Raw genomic sequence first — 20,378 nt, forward strand, 5'->3', positions numbered from 1 at the left:
TTTGTTTTAAATAAAATTAATTTTAAAAAAGTTGCAAAATTTTCTTTTGCAAGTATATGGTATTTATCTAGTTCTTTAGATGATTTCTAAATCATCAACCGCAATATCTACTATATAATTTCGCACAAACTGACTTAACTTTTCCAGTTCGTACTTTACACGTATTTGAACCTCATTGACAACGTCTCGGATGTTAACGCCATTAATTAAGATAATGTGAATTTTTGTTCTATAAATGTTATCTGTCATAGACATCTCAACAGCTTTATTAATATCGTTAGTTCTAATATCTAGATGAGACTTTGCAGAATAATTGGCAAAAGATACAACACCTGGAACAGTTACAACAGCATCTTTTATTGCTTCATATATTGCTTTATTTTCCATAAGCAAATCCCCCAAAAACCCGCATTACTGCAAGGATACATCGAAAACATGAATATCACAGCTTCAAACTAGTACTAAATTATTTTAGCACTTTAAAGTCAAATAAAATAGGTTATTTGTGATTTTTTTACTAATCGTAAATACTTATCTAACTTTGTAAAAAAGTTTAAGATAACTTTAATTTTGTAAAAATAACAAAATTTTATTATATTTATAGCAATTTGGAGTTAAATAATGTATTATTAATTAGTCCGAGGTGAAATTATATGGCAAGAAAAGATAGTTTAACAGGAAAAGGACCATTATCTGGTAATTCAAGATCACACGCTATGAATTCAAATAAGAGAAAATGAAACCTTAACCTGCAGAAAGTTCAAGTTATGGACGAAAATGGTAAAGTTATGACTTTAAAAGTTTCAGCAAGAACTTTGAGAACTTTGAAAAAAAATAATCAATTAGCAAAATAAATATTATTCAAAAGCCTTTATATTTATTGATAAAAACTTTACCAATTTATAAAAGCTTTTTTTTTATTTGGATATTAATAGAAAAAAAACTAAATTTTGTTAATGAGGCATAAAAAAAGTAATTCAATTGAATTACTTTTTTTTATTTCAAAATGGTGCCCTCTGTCGGAGTCGAACCGACACGATTTTACTCGGCAGATTTTGAGTCTGCTGCGTCTACCAATTCCGCCAAGAGGGCAATTACCTATTTATTATATATAAATAATGAACATATTTGAAAAAAAATATTACAAATTGTGAAATCAAACTTACTTGTTAAAAATTATTATGGCAGGTTTAGATACAATAATATTTGCATCTTTATTCATGCTAAAGCAATTTGAATATGCTCGAGTTGAATAAGGTTCTAAGATAAGATTCTGAACCTCATATTTTAAGTTTTCAATTGTGACAGTTGTGTTTTCAATCGCAAACAATGTTATGTATGTATAATCTTGAAATTGGTTAAATAATATTTTATTACTTCCGACTTTTAATTTAAAAATGTAACTATTGTCATTCAAAATTTTAACATCATCTCTTAGCACAAAATCTATAACACTTAAATTCATATCCATTCTTTTAGTGGGTTTGCAAATGAAGATTATCTCGCTGTAATCAAGAGTTTTAGCAAGTTTTATAGCTTCTTTACCATCTAGTCAGTCCTTTTGTGCATCTAAAATAGTTAGACTCTCTGCGTTTTTTTCAATTAGTTTCATTTCATTTTCTTCAACATTATCAAAGTCGCTAACAGCAAAACTCAACTTTATGTTTTTATTGATGATGTCAATGCATCCTCTTTCAACACCAATAAAAATAGAGTTTTTATCAAATAAAGAAAGATTCAGGTTGTTCTCACAGGTCACTATAAAGATTCTATTTTTCAAGTAACTCAACTCTTTCACATAATTTTGCAGTATCACCATTTACTAAGAAACTTCCTGCCACCAACATATCAACCCCGGCCTCTTTAACAAGTATTGAAGTCTCGGCATTTATACCACCGTCCACTTCAATCAAGTACTTATAATTATTTTTTTCCCTAAGTTTTACTAGTGATTCAATTTTTTCTATAGATGCATTTAAAAATACTTGTCCACCAAATCCAGGATAAACACTCATAACTAAAACATTATCTAATTCTGGTAGATAACTTTGTATCTCATCCACACCTGTATCTGGGTTAATTGCCAATGATGATTTTATATTATGCTTTTTACAAACTTTTATAAAGTCCTTTATTTGTAAATCTGTTAATGATTCATAGTGAACTGAAATTTGATTAGTTCCCGCTTCAATGAATGTTTTTAGATATTCCTCTACAGATCAATTTAATATTTTGACCATTAAATGAATATCGATTTTAAAATTATACTTTTTATTTATATCCGCTAATATTTTAGGACCAAAAGTTAAATTTTTTACAAAGTGAAAATCCATAACATCGTAATGAAGTCATTTTATTCCAGCTTTTTGTAATTTTTCTAACTCGTTACCAAGGTTCAAAAAATCTGCAGTTAATATACTTGTCGCTACACTATATTTTTTCATTAAAATCCTTTTCTTCTTTCATTCAATGCTAACTCCTGTTGCATTTTTAAATAATCTTCATATATAAATTTTGGAAACCTATCTTCAAAGACGCTTTTTATAATCTCACATCCTGGTGTACTTGGAATGTGAATACAATTATTAAATTTACATTTATTCATATTCGAAGCAAAGAATGCATAACTATGTGCAAGCTGATATTGGTCAATATCTTTTAACTCAAATGATGAAAATCCTGGTGTGTCTCCAATAAAGCCTTTTTTATAAGCAAATAACTCATTCTTCGTCGTAGTGTGTTTACCTCTATTTAACGCCTTAGAGATTTGTTGTGTTTTCTCAAATAAATTAGGAATTATATGATTAAGAGTTGTTGATTTTCCAGCTCCAGTTTGTCCAGTGAAAACAGAAACTTTCCCCTCTAATGAGGCAGTGAATCTATTTCATTCTGTATCAGTATCTATCATATTGTTTATAAGAAATGTTTGATACCCTATTTTTTGATAAGCTTTTGCAATTTCTCAAACAACACTAGAACTATCTAACAAATCAACTTTAGTAAATGCTAAAATTGGTTTTATTTTTAAATACTCAACAAAAGCAAGATATTTATTCAAAGTATAAGAATTGAAATCGGGTTCCTTAACTGATGTAACAATTACAACTTGGTCTACATTGGTAATCCTTGGTCGGTATAGTTGATTTTTTCTTTCTTCTATTGAAGTTATTTGACCTTTGTGGTTTTCTTGATCAATAATTTCAAATATAACATTATCACCGGTTGCTGGTGTTTGATTGATATGTCTTAGTTTACCTTTTGCTTTGCATTCATATAGGTTGCCTTCAAAACTAATGTAAGCATACTCACTTACTATTTTTAAAATTCTTCCCTTTAACATTTAAATAACCATAGCAACCACTAATGCTATCAATAGTAATAATGCTAGAAGCAATGAAGTTATGATGAACTTGTTTTTCAATATAAATGGTAATTTTTCAACCGCTGTTCCTAACTTAATATGTAGTGAGCCCCTATCTGTATGAATAGTATTTTTCAAATGATATACATAAGGTTTTGGTGCATCTGTAATTTTGACACTCATTAAATCCGACTGAACTTCTTTCATAGAGAAATATCTATTATCCGGGTCTTTTTCAATCATTCTTAGTATGATATTTTCTAAACTTTGAGGAATTGTCGGATTAATCAGCCTAGGTGCCGTAGGTTTTTCTTTAATGTGCTTAGTTGCGATTTTTTTTGCATCTTTTGCTAGAAACGGGGCAACTCCTGTTGAAAACTCATATAACATAATACCTAATGAATAGATGTCGCTTCTTGGTGTTGCCTTTTTTGCTTCAATCACTTCGGGTGGCATATACTTTGGTGTTCCAATGGCCTTGGCTGCTTCACTAGTGAATCCTTCCATTACAGATATTCCAAAATCCCCTAATTTTACTTCGCCACTTTGTGTTAGAAGTACATTATCTGGTTTTATGTCACGATGAACAATTCCTAAATTATGAGCTGCTTGAAGTGCATCACATAAATTTCCAAAGTAGTATTTTATTTCTTTTAGTGTCATTGCACCTTGTCTTTGTAATTTGTCTTTTAAAGTTCCGCCTTCAACACACTCTAAAATAATAAATCACTCGTCACCAGATTGAAAAAAATCAAAAAGTTGAACTACATTAGTATTTGAACTTAGCTTAGCAAAAGCTTCTTTTTCGATTTCGAATCTTTCTTGGCCAGTTTGCTTAACTATTATTTCGGGTGCAACTACTTTTACCGCAACCATTCTCTCTGTAATTATATCGAAAGCTTTATAGACCGATGCCATTCCACCTTTACCAATAGGTGAAACAACTTCGTATCTCTCCGCCAACAATTGACCCACTTCGTAATTTCGCACACAAAAACCTCCCTTTGTCAAGATTATAATAACAAAAAAGTAGAGTTAATGTGTTACTCTACTTCAATAATTAAAATTGATAAATTATCTGTGGAAACATTGTCTTTAGCATCTTCTATGATGGTATGTGCCTTTTCTTTTAATTTTATTTTTCTGTTTGATAAAGTTGCAGCAACAATGTCTTCATCGATATAATCGTGAACTCCATCAGAAGTTAGCATATAAACACCGGTTGGACTATCAATATAATAGGTATCTATTCTCAACGTTTTTTGCGGTCCTAATGCACTTGTTAAAACTTTTCAAAAAGTAATGTCATTAGCTCGTTCGTATAATCCAGACATTTGTATATCCTTGCGCTCGGCCTCTGGCGTTGAGTTTCAAAGATTTTGATCTTGTGATATTTGGAATAGCTTGTCATCAACTAACTTATATGTTCGAGAGTCTCCAATATTTATAACAAATGCACTACCTTGAGTGAATAAAATAGCTGTAAGAGTAGTTCCCATATCTCTTGTTTCGAAATGATCATTAGAGTACTCGACCATTTCATTTAATATTTCACTGACTGAGTTTCTTAGTCATCTGTTTATAGCCTTTTGGTTCATACCTGAAAAGTTCTGTTTTTTAAATAAATCGACGAATTTTTCAACCGCTATTTTTGAGGCAACCTCTCCATGAGCGTGTCCACCCATTCCGTCGCACACTATTCCGAAAGCATCACCATTTTTATTTGTACAAAAATCTAGATAGTCTTGGTTTGCTTTACGATAATTTCCAATATCAGTTAGTAATGTATGTTTAAATTTCATTTTTAATGACACCTTCTCTTTTAGCTCTCAATTGACCACAAGCAGCATCAATATCCGCACCAAACTCTTTTCTAACGATTGCATTTACACCGTGTTTCTTTAATATCTTAAAAAATTGATCAACTTTTGTAGATTTTCTATATGGATTTTCTTCTACTTCATTATATGGTATTAAATTTACATAAGCATTTATACCCTTTATTAATTTCGCTAACTCGTGAGCGTGTTCTGGAAGATCATTAACATCATCAATTAGTATATACTCAAATGTTACCCTTCGATTTGTAACATCAATATAATACTTAACAGCATCAAGAAGTTGATTTATGGGGAAAGCCCTATTAATTGGCATGATTTTGTTTCTTACTTCATCATTAGGAGCATGAAGAGATATAGCTAAATTTACCTGAGTTTTTAAATCTGCGAATTCTTTTATTTTTGGTACAATACCGCAAGTTGAAACTGTTATATGTCTTGCCCCTATTTCAAAGCCTTTAGGGTCATTTATAATTTTAAGGAATTTGATAACATTATCATAATTGTCCATAGGTTCTCCAATACCCATAACAACTATATGGCTAACACGTCCCCTAGGATTTAAAGGATCATCTTTATATTTTTCCTTAAGTAAAATATTAATCGCATAGATTTGTCTCACTATTTCATCAACAGTTAAATTTCTTTCGGTTTTAATTAATCCAGAGGCACAGAATTTGCATGACATTTTACAACCAACTTGTGTAGTAACGCAAACTGACTGTCCGTATTTTTGAGGCATTAAAACGGTTTCAATACTTTTTTTATCATCTAGCATGAATAATATTTTTATTGTTCCATCTTTTGATTCTTCGGTTATTAAATCATTTAAAAGTTTGGTCTCAAAATTACTTGTTAAAAAATCTCTTAAGTCTTTACTTAAGTTTGTCATATTAGCAAAATTTGTTTCTAATTTAACATAAAGCCAATCATAAATTTGGTTTGCTGAGAATTTTTTAAACCCATTTTTTTCTAGTATATCTTGTAAGTCTGATATTGTGTACTTGAATATATTTTCTTTTCTCATAAAATTGCTCCAAATTATATTTTAACATACAATAACCTAGGCTTTAAACGGATTATTACATTTACTCCTGCTATTAATAATGGTCTATAAGAAAGATGTTTTTCTTAAAAACTATATGGTACAGGGATCAAAAAAACAAGTGAATAATAAATATTAAGAAGTTATACCTATTGTTTGACTAGTTTACAAATATAAAAACCATCACTATTGTTTTCAAAGCCAAATATTTGTCTTTCATAAATCAATTTGATATCTGGGTGGTTTGTAATAAATTCTTTTATTTGATTTTCATTTTCGTCTTTGTTAATTGTGCAAGTGGAATAAACTAAGGTAGAGTCTTTTGACATACAGCTATACGCTGTTTCCAATAAAGTTTTTTGAGTTTGCAAAAGTTTTTGAACCTCCTCTTTCGAAAACTTATGTAACTTTATTTCTGGTTTCTTTCTTATAACACCATAACCCGAACAAGGAGCATCAAGCAATATGTAGTCATACTTTATGTTCGATAAATGTGCTGAGTCAGTAAAGTGCAATTTAATATTTTTCAAATCTAATCTATTGATGTTATCCTCTAGGGTTTTTTTCTTTTTGATATTTAGTTCATAGCCATCTATCTCACCGTCATTTTGCATCAATTCAGCTATATGTGTTAACTTACCTCCGGGCGCACAACACATATCAAGAACCCTCGATTTTGGTCTAGGATTCAATACTTCAACGGCTAATGTACTTGCTTGATCTTGAATTGTAATAAATCCCTTTTTATAAATATCTAGATTCATTACTTTTTCTTTTGTAATAAATGAGTTTTTTGCAAGATTTGACTTCTCAAAAGAAAAAACAGATTTGTAAGTGCTCACAAATTCCTCAATAGAGATCTTCGTTACATTTACTCTAAAAGATATTGGTGGAATCTTATTTGAAAATTCAACTAACTGATTTGCAATTTCTTCACCATAATCGTCTTTCCACTTTTTGTATAGCCAAAAGGGATAACCATTTCTTAATGCCAAGACGTTTTGCTTATTCTTAATATTTATTTCATAAAGTTTATCGTCATTTAGATTTTTAACTACTTTGTTAACTAAACCGACTTTTCGCAAATCAATTTTTTTGCAAATTTCTGCGGCTTCATTAGTGGCTGAATGAATTGGAGTATTAAGGTACTTTATTTGATATAAGCTTAATCATAATAAGATTTGAATATTTTTTGGAGTCTTTTCTTGGTCTATTATTTTGTTGACAATATACTCAAGATAAATTTTATATTGAATAGTGCCGTATACAAGCTTAAACACAAAAGCTATGTCAATATTAGACATAGCTTTTTCTTTGGCAACTTTGTTCAAAAGTTTATTTGAAAATTGCTTTTTTTCAAAAACATCAATTAAAATGTCAAAAGCTACTTTTCGAGGGTTCATTATATTAAAACTCCCTTTGCTCGATACTAAAGAAATTAACATCAATCATAAAGTGTTCAACGATAGAGTCAATAAAATCACTATTGTCAAGTATTTCGATGTCTTCACTCGCAAGAACATGTGCATATGTTTTATCTGTTAGTATATCCACTAGGTAATCATGAAAACTAAAGTTTGATATTTTTTGTTTAATTCCTAGATTTTCAACATTTTCTTTTCAATTTTCTACAAAAAATGAATACTGGTCTTTTACTAATTTTTCTACTTTATTTCTCAATGAGTAATAATAACTTTTTTCGTACGGTATATCCAATGTATTTTCTTTAGTTAAAACCTCTTTAACTTTTGCAACTGCATTTTCCACACTATCGATTTCTATTACATATTGGTATTTATGTTTTAAAGGTATTTCAAGAAGCGCTTTATCTAGACGTTGCTTAATTATAGATTCTTGCTCAGTCCCTCTTCTTCTTAATCTTTGCTCTAGAGATTTCAAACTTGGAGGCATTAGAAAGATAGAAATTAAATCTTCTTTTTTTTCTTTTTTCAAAACTTGAGTAGCACCAACCACTTCAATTTCTAATATAACATTTTCACCGTTTTTAATTTTCTCATAAACTGATTTTCTTGGCGTTCCATAGAAATTACCTATAAATTCTGCATATTCTATTAACTCATTATGTTGGATTGCATCCTCAAATGTTTCTTTGTCTACAAAATAATAATCCACACCATCAACTTCTCCGGGTCTTGGAGCACGTGTTGTCATTGATATAGATTGTACTAAATTTAGACTCTTATCCTTACTTATGGCCTTGTTGACCGTCCCTTTACCTACACCTGATGGTCCTGATAAAATAATAATTTTACCCTTTTTATTCATCGCTAATGCCCTCTTTTTCTAATCTAAATACATAAAGATATTTATTTTTGTATTGCTTAAACTTTAATAGTTTTAATAATTCAATTTTATTTAATTCTAATTCGTTTTCTGATTCTGTAATAACTATACCATAATTATTTAAAATCGAATCTTGCAAAACCAACTCAAAGAAAGTATAGTAATACTCGGTTTTAGCAAACGGAGGATCTAAATATATCAAATCCACTTTTATTGACTGTTTTTTTAAATATTTCATTAAATCAACAAAATCTAAATTCAAAAGTTTATAGCTATTAGCATCAATGCCTTTCAAATTTTGTTCGATAACTTTTAAAGCCGGTTTATAATGATCATTTATGTATGCATATTTAATGCCGCGTGATAAACCTTCAATTGAAAGAGCACCACTACCACCAAATAAATCTAAACTAATTTTATTATCCATAATAAAATAATTATCTAAGATATTGAACATATCTTCTTTTACTCTTGCTGTAGTTGGTCTTGTATTCAACCCTTCAAGTGTTTTTAATTTTCTTCTTCTGTATTTTCCACTAATTACATGCATAATTTCACCATCATTAAATAATTATACTAAATATCTTTATTTATAATGATTATTATCAAAAAATAAAAATAGGTTATAATTATTTTTGACTAGGAGTGGACTATGAAATTAGATTTAAATAAAGATTTGCTACAAAAAGATATTCCATCTAACAAATGGTTATGAAAAGATACACAACCAGAAGTAATTAGGAACAAATCTATTGATGTGGATTTGCCATTATCTAAAGATAATGAAGTTATAATGAAAAAATTGATTGATTTTGTAAGATATTCACAAGATCGTGAACTTAATAATCCGACAAATGAAGACTATTTAAGACCAGCTGTTGGGCTAGCTGCTCCTCAAATTGGGAGTAATACAAATATGTTCTTTGCTCGTTTTGAATGAGATATTCAAAATAATGAAGTTGAAGAATTTGCAATGGTTAACCCCAAAATAATAGCTAGAAGTGAGCAAATATGCTGTTTAAATGGTGGCGAAGGATGCCTAAGCGTTGATATTGACAAAAAAGGAAACGTACCTAGAAATTATAAAATAAAAGTTACTGGTTACGATTGATTACAAGAAAAAGAAGTTGAACTTGATTTAAGGGGTTATCACGCAATTGTGTTTCAACACGAGATAGAACACAACCAAGGCGAACTTTACTATGACAAAATTAATAAAAACAATCCCGATTTCGTTGAGGATGAGTGAATAATTATATAAAAGTGCTTTGCACTTTTTTTTACTTTTTTTAAAAAACTTAGGTTTTAAAATGCATTTTTGTTAAAATATATCTAACGGAATTCTTAATAAATCATTAAACACATAATAATTGAGATAAAACAGGTTAATATAAGTATTTTATTTTTTTGTGTGTAATGATTTGAATTAGTTATTTTTTAATGAAGGAGAAAAAATGGAACAAAAAGAAAAGATAACATCTAGCATCGTAGCGGATCTAGAAAAAAAAATAGAAGTAAAAAAACTAGCAGATAATAAAACACCTAATAAGAAAAAAATGGAACATGCACCGTTTCCGACTAAGGTATTCGCTTTAGGGGGGCTGGAAGAAGTTGGTAAAAACACTTATTGTATAGAGTATGATGATGAAATTATAATGTTGGATGCAGGGGTTAAATTTCCTGATGCAACGCAACTTGGTGTAAGTGCGGTTATTCCTGATTATAGCTATTTAGTGGAAAATAATACAAAAGTAAAAGCATTATTTATCACGCACGGGCATGAAGACCACATTGGTGGAATTCCACATTTACTACAACAAGTTGATATACCTGTTATATATGCACCAGAATTAGCTGCTGCTTTAATCAGAGATAGAATCAGAGAACATAAATTACAAAATAAAACTGTTGTTAGAGAGTATGTTGAAAATGATGTGTACTCGACTAAAAATTTTGTAATTCAGTTTGCAGCAGTCAACCACTCAATTCCCGATGCATTCGGAATACACGTTACAACACCAAATGGAGCAATTTTCTCAACTGGTGATTATAAGTTTGACTGAACACCTTTAGGTCATTCTGCCAATATACAAAGAATGGCTAATTGAGGTAATGAAGGAATAGAATTGCTGATGTCAGACTCAACAAACGCTGAAGTTGAGGGTTACACTTTGGGTGAGAGAAAAGTAATTCAAAACATAGATGCCCATTTCTTAAAAGCTAAAGGAAGAATAATAATCGCTTCATTTGCTTCTAATGTACACCGTATTCAACATATTATAGAATTAGCAAATAAATATGGGAGAAGAATATTAGTTATTGGACGTAGTTTAGAAAGAATAATCAAAATTATACGACAAATGGGTCACTTAAATATAAACGATAAGATGTTCATAAAAGCAAATGATATTGACAATTTTCCAAAAAATCAAATTATGATTCTTTGTACCGGAAGCCAAGGTGAACCAATGGCTGCCCTATCTAGAATAGCACGTCTTGAACACCAAACAATAAAATTGATACCGGGTGATACAGTAATTATGTCTTCGTCACCAATACCAGGAAATAGAGCGGACGTTGAAAATATTGTTAATAAATTAACAAAAATAGGAGCAATAGTTATTGAGAATACTGGTGAACAAAAAATACATACATCAGGTCATGCCAGTCAAGAAGAACAAAAATTACTATTCACATTGTTGAAACCAAGATGTTTTATGCCAATGCATGGTGAGTTTAGAATGCTTAAAACACACGGAGAAACAGCTACAAAAGTAAATGTCAAACCACATAATGTGTTTGTTGTTGCAAACGGGGATCAAATTTTATTACATAATGGGACTGCAGAATTAGGCAAAAGAATACCTGCAGATGCAATATTTATTGATGGAAAAGATATGACAGGAAAAGCAAGTAATGTTATTAGAGAAAGAAATATCCTAAGTCGTGACGGACTTATGGCAGTTATAATATCTATTGACTCACAAGCAAATAGATTATCTGCACCACCAAGAATTGTCTCTAGAGGAAGTTTCTATGTTAGAGAAAGTGGAAATGTTATTGCTGAATCAATAAATATCGTTACACAAGCTGTTCAAAACGTTTTAAGTTCATCAAAACCAACTTTTGGAGCTATTAAAAAAGTTATCAAAGAATCATTATCACCATTCATTTTCAGATATAAGAGAAGAAATCCTTTAATTATACCGGTGATTTTAAATAAGAAGATAGAGGTTAAATAATATGAAAATTAAAAATAAGGAATTAAACTTATTCAGTATAACTTGGATGGGTTTTAGCTTTATTGCAGGAATAACATTCACTGCAAGCTTTACAACAATATTGGGCAAAGATAGTGTTGGAGGTCATATCTACTGAATATTTGCTCTAGAAGGCCTTATAGCATTTATGTGTGCATGGGCTTTTGGTAAATTAGTTCAGGTCCACCCTCAAGCAAATGGTGGTGGTAGTCAATATGCTAGAACTGCTTTTGGTAAATTTTGAGGACTATTGATGGGTATGTTGAATTACTCAGTTATACCACTTGTTGGTATGAATTTATTAGTATCAATGGTTAGACAAAATTTTGATGGTGGTGCAGTTGATTTAGTAGGCTTTAAAAATGGGGTCTTTACAGGAAGTTGAGGAAGTTGAGGAAGTTTATACTTAGACATAATAGCATTTGGTCTATTTATATTTGCTTCAACAGTGATCTTTTTTGGAATCAGAAAATATAAGGTTGTTGGGGTGGCTGTCGGTTACATCACTTGAACACTTACTCTTTTATTGATGATTCTAGGACTTGTTGCTGGTGGACTAAATTTATTTGGTAGTAGTCCAAATAATGGTTTATTAAATCATACAACAGGTATAAAATTAGGTTTTAAAAACTTCAGTAGTGCGTTTACAACCTGTTTCTTAGCTTATGGAGGCATAGAAACTTTTATTACCACGGGTAAAAATATCAAGAATAGAAGCAAAAACGTTCCATTAGCGATAATAATAATCCTAATAGCAACAACATTGTTTTACATTATTTTTACTTTGATTATAATGTTTGCAGTCACAGGTGACTTCAAAGGAAATCCTAATCTGCAAATATTCGATAACTTATCAAATAACGTTATCATAAAAAAATTTGGGGTTTGAATGATAATAGCTTGTACCTTGTTAATGAGATTTAATTCATCATTACAATTAACACTATTCGGTGGTTCAACTCTAGAACCATTGGCTAAACAAAGATTTATCCCTAAAAAACTAGAAAAAGAAAATGGAGAAAATGTACCTATTAATGGTGTAATCACTACAATAATTATCTCAATTTTAACTTCAGTCTTATTTATATTTATTCCAGATATCATCCAAGGTGTAACTGGTAAGCCAACACCGTTTGATTATGCAACATTAGCGAGCGCTGCATCTATAGTTCTTATAAGTATTTATTACTTGATTATTCCAGTAGTACTTGTTCAAGGCTTTAGGAAAAAAATCAAACTTAAGATTTGAGAATATATTGGATGAATTTTAACTATGGGAGTGTTGACATTCATTATTGTAATGTACTTTATCGATCTATTTTCAACACTGGCAAATCCTTACAAGGACGGAGTATTCTTAATCCAACCAGTTCTTGCAAGCACTTTCCAATTAGTCTATCTGTTTGCAATAATTCTAGTAGCTTTATACTTATACTTTGTTTATCACAAAAAACAAATGAAGTTATTGAGCACTAACAAAGAAGAGCTCGAAAAGTTACAAGAATACGAGAAAGTATTTGTAATTTTTGAAAAAGATACAATTATAAAAAACAAAAATTCTTCTGTTTAAAAACAGGGAATTTTTTTAATGTTTTTTAAAGGTAAAAGTAATATAATAATACTTAAAGTAGGAGGAAATTATGAAGAAATTTGTCGCATTAGTATCTACTATTTCACTATCTGCAAGCAGTGTTGCTTCACTACTTCCTAAACAAATGACTAAAGTATCAAAAATAGATAAATCTCAAGGACCAATAAAAAAAATAACAAAAACTTATGAGTATAGTTATGATTTATCGTCTTTTTATTCAGATATAAGTAAACGTGGAAAAGGTACGTATAATATGAATAACGAACCATTAGAGCCATTGATTAATAAAATAAAACAAGAGTTCAAAAACAAAGGTTGAAGTGACTACAAATTAATAAATATTGAGTCGTTTATTTCTAATTTGGATACAAACCCAAAACAAAAAACAATGTTTGAAAAGGTTAATGATTTACTTAAAGATGATAATTTAAAAGTTGAGAGACAATATTTGGATGTCGATAAAGATGATTCGGGTCTAGATGATGCTTATTATTTTTCAATAAGAGCAGATTTCAAAACTAATAATCAGGTACCGAACCAAGTAAAAGGTGTCAAACTTTCTTCTTTTCCTAATTATCGTCCATATAGATTGAAAGATTTTTTAAAATTATTTACAAACAAATTGACCTTCGAGATAGATACACAAATTTATATGGATCACACAGATGAAAAAATGGAAGCTCCAATTGTCCTTAAATATGAGGGTATAGTTTGATATGCTGAACAAATAATAGATAAGTTTAAAGATAATTTTGGAGGTATTTTGCAAGAAACATTAAATTATATCAACAGCAAATTGAAAATAAATTTGGAAAAAATCGATAAAGAAGTAAACATCTACGAAGCAAATTATGATAAAAACTCTGATAAATTTAGTAAAGGTTCTAAACTAGCACCTTTAACTAAGCTTGACCCTTCAACATATCCTTATTTCTATTGTGCAATTACAAGCAAAGATGAAGCAATAGGTACATTCTATATGCTTTTAAAAAATTATAATAAATAAAATTTGCTATGCAAATTTTTTTATTTTTCACTAAAATTAACGAAACAAGTTTTTCGTATGTAAGGTATTATTTAGGAGCACACATAGTTTCAAAGAAACTTCTTGAATTAATTTAAATAACTTATAAATAAGCAAGAATAAATATTATAATATTTCAAAGGAGGTGAGTTAATGAAAGATTACAACATATCAGGTTTGCGTACTTTAACAGTAATAGCGAATATTTTTGGTATTATCGCAGCTGTATTGGGATGTGGAGTGTTAGTTTACTACATGAGACTTGGTTGACAAAACGAAATGTCTGCAGTTATTGCAGCTGCGCTATATGCATTAATCGCATTAGTTCTTGTAACAAACATTGTTTTTTGTTCAATTATTATCAATTTTGTGAGAACAACAGATGACATCACATTTATAAACAATAGATATATACTAATATTATTCTCATTAACTGCTGGTGGTTTAATTACGCCATACATATTAATGAAATTACCAAATATAGATATAAAATCAACAATAACACCAAGAATATTTATTTCAAGAGGTTATGGTATAAGTGCACTAATAGCAGGTGGCGCAGCATTGATTGTGTTTTTAACACAACTTTCAATAAAAAGCGGATTTAATATTATACAAGAAAACCAACAAAATCAAATTATAGGTTATACAACCATAGGAATTAGTGCACTAATTCTATTTTGAGGGGTTTTAAATACAAGTTTATTTATGGGAACAGTTGCTATTGAAAAATATGAACAAAAAGGTTTTAGAAGAGGCTTCATGAATTTTGTCTCAACAATGAACCTAATATTTGCGACAGTAACTTTAATATATATCATATTAGCTTCAATAATAAACATCATATCAGCTATCGGAAGTTTATTTGATAGAAATAGAGGAATATTTGCATCACTATTTAACACAGCTTATGTGGCACTTACAATCATGATGCAGGCATTTGTTATTTTCACAGCTTTCAAAACAATTAAAGGGATTTGAAATTCTCAAGGAGTTGTTGAATACAATAACTATTCAAAACTTGCTGAAAAACAAAACTCAGTCGAAATGAATAGAAATTAGTTATATAAAATCAAAAAGACGTTAGTCTTTTTTTTGTATATAAAATTAAATAATTTTATGTAAGAGTTTCGAAACACTGCTCTAAAAAAGTCTCTAAGTAATTAGAGACTTTTTTAAAGAAATTCATTTATTTGTTTTATTTTCCAAATAAAGTTATTCTAATTACAATAATCAAAAACTTACTCTCATACTTAAAGGCAGATGAAAATTAAAAGATTAATGATAATGGTAGATTTAAAGTTTGATTATTATTACTATCAAATAATTTCTTTGCAATTAAAAGATTATCATCGATAATCAGCGCCCTGAATATATAAAACTCTAAAAACATCATACTTTTTTTTGTTTTGTAGTTGACAATTTTAGTAATGTTACTTTCTTTGTAGGAAATTAATAGATTGTTTTTATTAATATAAAAAATAGAAACAAACTCATTAGCTTTTTCTAATACATCTAACACTTCAAAATTTTTATTACATAGGGTTATCTCACCATTGCTTAAAATGATGTAATTATTTTCATAAACTAGAATTTGGTCTACATTTAAGTTAACTTCTTTTAGGATCTCAAGATCAGGATTGGTAATAGCAACTTTATCATTTATTTTACCAAGAAGTGTACCATTATCAGTACCTAGTATTTGAAAATTACTAAATTTAGTGTTTGTTCCTAATATCATAGTTATCACTTCATTTTTTATTAAATAACTGACGATTTCTTTACCTTCAAAATATAAGTAATTTTGAATATAGTAATCATATTCCTCAATAATCTCAACATCACTAGAACAAGCAATAATAGCATTTGATAATAAGGGATTTGGGTTACCCATAAATACTCTGTCAATGTCTTGCTTGTTTTTTAAGTTTTCTAAAAATATACTTTTCTCAATTCTATAAAGTGAGCTTTTTTTATTCAAAAAATTGCTATCAACTAAGTATAAGTGGTCGTTTCAATAAAAAAAGTTTGTTATTCATCCGCTATTATCAATCGTTCTAATTTTTCTTTTCATATCATGCATTCCATTCTTTTCTAGTATACATAAAAAAAATAGTGACTTTCACTATTTTTCTTTATTTATTTTGAATTGCTTCAACTCCTGGTAGAACCTTTCCTTCCATATATTCAAGAGAAGCTCCACCCCCTGTTGAAATATGTGTAAATTTATCTGCAAAACCAAGTTGGATAGCTGCAGCTGCAGAATCACCACCACCAATTAAGGTAAATGATTTTTCTAAACCGGCTATTGCTTCACAAACACCAACTGTACCTTTTTTATAGTTTTCAAATTCAAATACTCCCATTGGTCCATTTCAAGCGACTGTTTTAGCATCTTTTAAAATATCTTGGAATAATTCTATAGATTTAGGTCCAATGTCAAGTCCCATTACATCGTTTGGTAGATCTACTCCAGAAACACTTCCTTGTATATCTTTAAATTCTTCGCAGTTTGAAGAATCTATTGGTAAAACTATTTTTCCGTTCGCTTTATCTAAATACTCTTTTGCCAATGCAACTTTATCCTCTTCACATAATGATTTTCCGATATTGTGACCTTGTGCCTTGAAGAATGTGTAAGCCATTCCCCCTCCAATAATAATTTTGTCGGCTTTAGTTAATAAATTATCAATTACACCAATTTTATCAGATACTTTCGCACCACCAATGATAGCCACAAAAGGATGTTCTGGTGAATCGATACCTTTTCCTAACATTTCTAATTCTTTTTGTACTAAAAATCCTACACAGCTCTCTGAAATATTAGATGCTACACCTACATTTGAAGCATGTGCACGGTGAGCTGTACCAAATGCATCATTTACAAAAACGTCTCCAAGACTTGCTCAGTACTTACCTAATTCTGCATTATTTTTAGACTCATACTTAACAACTTCGTTGTCCTTAACGTCTTCAAAACGAGTATTTTCGAATAACAATAAATCACTTTCATTTAAATTTTTTATAGCTTGTTCAAGTTCTGCCCCTCTTGTTTCAGGAACAAACTTTACTGGTTTACCTGCTATTTCACTTAATCTTTTTGCTACAGGTGCTAGTGATTTTTTGCTTTTATCCGCTTCTTCTTTGATTCTACTTAGATGTGAAAATAGTACAATTTTAGCTTTATTTTCTATTAGATAATTGATTGTTGGCATTGCTGCTTTGATACGATTATCGTCTGTGATAACTCCGTCTTTTATTGGAACGTTAAAGTCTACTCTAACTAAGACAGTTTTACCCTCCACTTGTATATCTCTTAATGTTTTTTTCATATTAATTCTCCTTTAATACCATATTATTTTAAAACAAATTTTCCTTAATTAAAATAAAATTTAGATAGGAAAATAAATTGTCACTACTAACTTTATGAAAGTTAATTATGTCTTCGTCTTTCATTAAGTTTTTTCTGTTAGGTCTGTAAAACTTTTTTCAGGGTGTTTGTTCATGACAAATCTTTACAATGTCTCAAGTTTTTAACTTCATAAGAAATCTTATTATAACTTCACAGATTCTTACTTCATTGTTCCATAACTCTAAATATTTTTCATATAATTTTTCATCAAAATCTAATGGTACATTATTACCCTTATACTTTGTTTGTTCTTTCCATAGTTCATAAATTACGGGCCCCCATCTTCAAGTTTCGAAGTTTATGTTACATATAGGGGTACGGTAAAGTAAATAATAGGCATAGATAATATAAATAGTTTTTTGAATTTGAATTTGAGTAATCTTAAGATTTGGCATTTCACTCTGAAGTTTGCTCATTAAATTTAATAAATAACTAATGAAATCTTTTTTTGAATAAAAAAACATATTTACCTCCAATATTACTATCGGAGTTAAATATGTTAATATACAAATTAAATGTCTACAATGATAACATGTATTTAATTGTACGGATAAATTGTGAAGTGAATGAACTTTCGTTGTCATATCACGCGAACACTTTAACCATTTGTTTTCCATCAACTTCCATAACTTTTGTTAAAGTTGCATCAAAGATTGATCCATATGTTGATGAAATTACATCTTGTGAAACGATTGGTTGGGTGTTGTATTGTAATGCTTTACCTAATTCTGCATCAGATGTAACTGCACTTTCAACAGCTTTGTTAATTTCTTCTGCAGTAACGTTAGTTTTTAATTCAGCTGTTAAGTCAACAATTGAACCTGTGATAACAGGAACACGTAGAGCCAATCCATCTAATTTACCATTTAAAGAAGGTAACACTTTACCAACTGCTGCTGCAGCTCCAGTTTTAGAAGGCACAATGTTTCATCCAGCTGCACGTCCACGACGAACATCTGCGTGAGGTAAATCTAATAATGTTTGGTCATTAGTTACAGCATGGATTGTATTCATCAATCCTTTTACAATACCAAATTTTTCATCTAAAATTTTAGCAACAGGTGACAAACAGTTAGTTGTACATGAAGCTGCTGAGACAATTTGATCATCTGCAGTAATTGTTTTGTGGTTTACTCCGAATACAACAGTTTTTAAATCTCCTGTTGCTGGTGCTGAGATAATTGTTTTTTTAGCTCCAGCATTTATATGTGCTTTTGCTTTTTCTTTATCTGCATAAAAACCAGTACATTCTACTACTAGGTCGATTCCCATTTCTCCTCATGGTAAGTTATTAGCATCTCTCTCAGCAAGAATTTTAATTTCTTTACCATCTACAATTATAGCCCCGTCTTTAGCTTTGATTTTTCCAGGCATAAATTGACCATGTGCTGAGTCAAATTCTAATAAGTATGCTAGTGTGTTAGCGTTTGTTAAGTCGTTGATTGCAACGATTTCAATATTATCTGATAAAAATAATTGTCTAAATGCAAGACGACCAATTCTACCAAATCCGTTTATAGCGATTTTTTTCATTTTTTATCGTTTCCTTTCACTTAATTATTTTATACTCATTAAAAAGGCTTTTTAAAAACTAATGAAAAAAATTTTCTACACTTTCTAATTTATTTATACAAAATTGGAAGTTTTTCCATTAGTACCTCTTGTTAGAACCATGTAAACGTACACAAAATGATAGACCTTTAATTCTTTCTGTGAACCTTAAAGTTTTCATTTTTTCGAATTTCATTAAACTTTGATCTCTAATTTTCTTATTTAAGTAATGCGTTTCTAATTCTGGTATTGAAAAATTTGATGTAAAAAAAGTAAGTTTTTTATTTTCCATTCTAGTATTTAATAAACCAAATAAAAGCTCATCTCTACTTCAATCACTAACAATCTCAGAACCGATATCATCTAATATCAATACATCCACATCACAGCATTGATCAAAAAACTTGTTGTAATCATTTGACTCTAGACTTTTGAAAGTCTCTTTGACTTTTTTAATTAGTTTATTTACTGTGACTAAAATTACTTTTTTGTCTAACTTAGCATAAGTGTTAGCTAATAATTTCATAATATATGTCTTACCAATTCCTGGTTCTCCATAAACATAGAACCCTTTTTCGGTTTTGGTTTTATTTAATCCGATCAATAGTTTTTCTAAATTACCATCTAGATTTTTTGCTTTATCAGAGTTCAAGAATTCTTCTATCGTTTCTGGAACTTCTTTAAAATCATAGTCAGCGTATAGAATATTTTTTTGTAGCTTATAATCTTTATTTTCAAAAACTCAGTGTTGACAATTTTTACTAGTAACATAGAATGTATTATTTAAAAAAGACAATTTTTGTTGAACACCCGGGATGCTTTGTTTACACATTGACAATGGTTGATTAGGTTCACAAAGAACAAAGTCCCTTTTAAATCTTGAAAGAACAATCATATTTTCACTTAAAACCTTATCGCTGATATTATACTTATCAACAAGTTTTTTGAGTTCTTTATCTTGTTTTAATAAATCTAATGAAAGTTGTTCCATT

21 protein-coding genes and 1 tRNA gene are annotated in these 20,378 nt (G+C 29.5%); 6 read left to right on the forward strand and 16 right to left on the reverse strand.

All coding sequences use genetic code 4. The features are described from left to right. Positions 1 to 75: 75 nt before the first annotated feature. Positions 76 to 387 carry an Asp23/Gls24 family envelope stress response protein gene (locus SAPIS_RS04270; RefSeq protein ID WP_023790005.1) on the reverse strand — a complete coding sequence of 104 codons (312 nt, stop codon included), beginning with the start codon at positions 385 to 387 and terminating at the stop codon, positions 76 to 78. Between the two features lie 266 nt (positions 388 to 653). Here SAPIS_RS04270 and rpmB point away from each other — a divergent pair, with 266 nt between their 5' ends. Continuing rightward, a complete protein-coding gene (gene rpmB, locus SAPIS_RS04275) occupies positions 654 to 854 on the forward strand; it encodes a 50S ribosomal protein L28 (RefSeq protein WP_023790007.1) in 201 nt (66 codons plus the stop codon). A gap of 153 nt (positions 855 to 1,007) precedes the next feature. Here rpmB and SAPIS_RS04280 read toward each other — a convergent pair. From SAPIS_RS04280 to rsmD, 10 genes are all read right to left on the reverse strand, one after another. Next, positions 1,008 to 1,092, reverse strand: a tRNA-Leu gene (locus tag SAPIS_RS04280). Between the two features lie 70 nt (positions 1,093 to 1,162). After that, the gene (locus SAPIS_RS04285; protein ID WP_023790009.1) at positions 1,163 to 1,780 is read right to left on the reverse strand and encodes a motility associated factor glycosyltransferase family protein; all 618 of its coding nucleotides are present in this window, start codon (positions 1,778 to 1,780) and stop codon (positions 1,163 to 1,165) included. After that, complete coding sequence (rpe, locus tag SAPIS_RS04290; protein ID WP_023790011.1) at positions 1,770 to 2,444, reverse strand: ribulose-phosphate 3-epimerase; 675 nt, start codon at positions 2,442 to 2,444, stop codon at positions 1,770 to 1,772. The genes SAPIS_RS04285 and rpe overlap by 11 nt, the downstream gene beginning before the upstream one ends. Beyond that, positions 2,444 to 3,340: a ribosome small subunit-dependent GTPase A gene (gene rsgA, locus SAPIS_RS04295; protein WP_023790013.1), complete on the reverse strand. Its 897-nt coding sequence runs from the start codon at positions 3,338 to 3,340 to the stop codon at positions 2,444 to 2,446. Before rsgA ends, rpe begins: the two co-directional genes overlap by 1 nt. Continuing rightward, on the reverse strand, positions 3,341 to 4,351 hold the full coding sequence (locus tag SAPIS_RS04300; RefSeq protein WP_023790015.1) for a serine/threonine protein kinase: 1,011 nt from the start codon (positions 4,349 to 4,351) through the stop codon (positions 3,341 to 3,343). Positions 4,352 to 4,404: 53 nt separating this feature from the next. Further along, on the reverse strand, positions 4,405 to 5,163 hold the full coding sequence (locus SAPIS_RS04305; protein WP_023790017.1) for a PP2C family protein-serine/threonine phosphatase: 759 nt from the start codon (positions 5,161 to 5,163) through the stop codon (positions 4,405 to 4,407). Continuing rightward, positions 5,153 to 6,226, reverse strand: coding sequence for a 23S rRNA (adenine(2503)-C(2))-methyltransferase RlmN (rlmN, locus tag SAPIS_RS04310; protein ID WP_023790019.1), 1,074 nt, complete (start codon positions 6,224 to 6,226; stop codon positions 5,153 to 5,155). Before rlmN ends, SAPIS_RS04305 begins: the two co-directional genes overlap by 11 nt. A gap of 167 nt (positions 6,227 to 6,393) precedes the next feature. Next, the gene (rsmB, locus tag SAPIS_RS04315; protein WP_023790021.1) at positions 6,394 to 7,647 is read right to left on the reverse strand and encodes a 16S rRNA (cytosine(967)-C(5))-methyltransferase RsmB; all 1,254 of its coding nucleotides are present in this window, start codon (positions 7,645 to 7,647) and stop codon (positions 6,394 to 6,396) included. 4 nt (positions 7,648 to 7,651) lie between these two features. Then, positions 7,652 to 8,530, reverse strand: coding sequence for a guanylate kinase (gmk, locus tag SAPIS_RS04320; protein ID WP_023790023.1), 879 nt, complete (start codon positions 8,528 to 8,530; stop codon positions 7,652 to 7,654). After that, the gene (gene rsmD / locus SAPIS_RS04325; RefSeq protein WP_023790025.1) at positions 8,523 to 9,098 is read right to left on the reverse strand and encodes a 16S rRNA (guanine(966)-N(2))-methyltransferase RsmD; all 576 of its coding nucleotides are present in this window, start codon (positions 9,096 to 9,098) and stop codon (positions 8,523 to 8,525) included. The genes gmk and rsmD overlap by 8 nt, the downstream gene beginning before the upstream one ends. Positions 9,099 to 9,200: 102 nt before the next feature. On the opposite strand from rsmD, the gene def reads away from it, so the two are divergent. The 5 genes from def to SAPIS_RS04350 all read left to right on the forward strand — a co-directional run bounded on the left by def (position 9,201) and on the right by SAPIS_RS04350 (position 15,485). Next, positions 9,201 to 9,809 carry a peptide deformylase gene (gene def, locus SAPIS_RS04330; protein ID WP_023790027.1) on the forward strand — a complete coding sequence of 203 codons (609 nt, stop codon included), beginning with the start codon at positions 9,201 to 9,203 and terminating at the stop codon, positions 9,807 to 9,809. A 193-nt stretch (positions 9,810 to 10,002) separates the two neighbouring features. Next, entirely contained in the window at positions 10,003 to 11,790 is a 1,788-nt protein-coding gene (locus SAPIS_RS04335) for a ribonuclease J (protein WP_023790029.1), read from the forward strand. A 1-nt stretch (position 11,791) separates the two neighbouring features. Beyond that, entirely contained in the window at positions 11,792 to 13,378 is a 1,587-nt protein-coding gene (locus SAPIS_RS04340) for an APC family permease (RefSeq protein WP_023790031.1), read from the forward strand. A 70-nt stretch (positions 13,379 to 13,448) separates the two neighbouring features. Next, entirely contained in the window at positions 13,449 to 14,405 is a 957-nt protein-coding gene (locus tag SAPIS_RS04345; RefSeq protein ID WP_023790033.1) for a hypothetical protein, read from the forward strand. Positions 14,406 to 14,576: 171 nt separating this feature from the next. After that, positions 14,577 to 15,485, forward strand: coding sequence for a hypothetical protein (locus tag SAPIS_RS04350; RefSeq protein ID WP_023790035.1), 909 nt, complete (start codon positions 14,577 to 14,579; stop codon positions 15,483 to 15,485). A 208-nt stretch (positions 15,486 to 15,693) separates the two neighbouring features. On the opposite strand, the gene SAPIS_RS04355 is transcribed toward SAPIS_RS04350, so the two are convergent. From SAPIS_RS04355 to SAPIS_RS05235, 5 genes are all read right to left on the reverse strand, one after another. Continuing rightward, a complete protein-coding gene (locus tag SAPIS_RS04355) occupies positions 15,694 to 16,497 on the reverse strand; it encodes a hypothetical protein (protein WP_023790037.1) in 804 nt (267 codons plus the stop codon). A gap of 61 nt (positions 16,498 to 16,558) precedes the next feature. Beyond that, complete coding sequence (locus SAPIS_RS04360; protein ID WP_023790039.1) at positions 16,559 to 17,755, reverse strand: phosphoglycerate kinase; 1,197 nt, start codon at positions 17,753 to 17,755, stop codon at positions 16,559 to 16,561. A 28-nt stretch (positions 17,756 to 17,783) separates the two neighbouring features. Then, positions 17,784 to 18,299, reverse strand: a complete 516-nt coding sequence (locus SAPIS_RS04365) for a type II toxin-antitoxin system antitoxin SocA domain-containing protein (RefSeq protein WP_023790041.1) — start codon at positions 18,297 to 18,299, stop codon at positions 17,784 to 17,786. A gap of 55 nt (positions 18,300 to 18,354) precedes the next feature. Further along, positions 18,355 to 19,368, reverse strand: coding sequence for a type I glyceraldehyde-3-phosphate dehydrogenase (gene gap / locus SAPIS_RS04370; protein WP_023790043.1), 1,014 nt, complete (start codon positions 19,366 to 19,368; stop codon positions 18,355 to 18,357). 118 nt (positions 19,369 to 19,486) lie between these two features. Then, positions 19,487 to 20,377 carry a DnaA ATPase domain-containing protein gene (locus SAPIS_RS05235; RefSeq protein WP_023790045.1) on the reverse strand — a complete coding sequence of 297 codons (891 nt, stop codon included), beginning with the start codon at positions 20,375 to 20,377 and terminating at the stop codon, positions 19,487 to 19,489. Between the last annotated feature and the right edge of the window lies 1 nt (position 20,378).

The sequence above is a fragment of the Spiroplasma apis B31 genome (assembly GCF_000500935.1).
GTDB lineage: Bacteria > Bacillota_I > Bacilli_A > Mycoplasmatales > Mycoplasmataceae > Spiroplasma_A > Spiroplasma_A apis.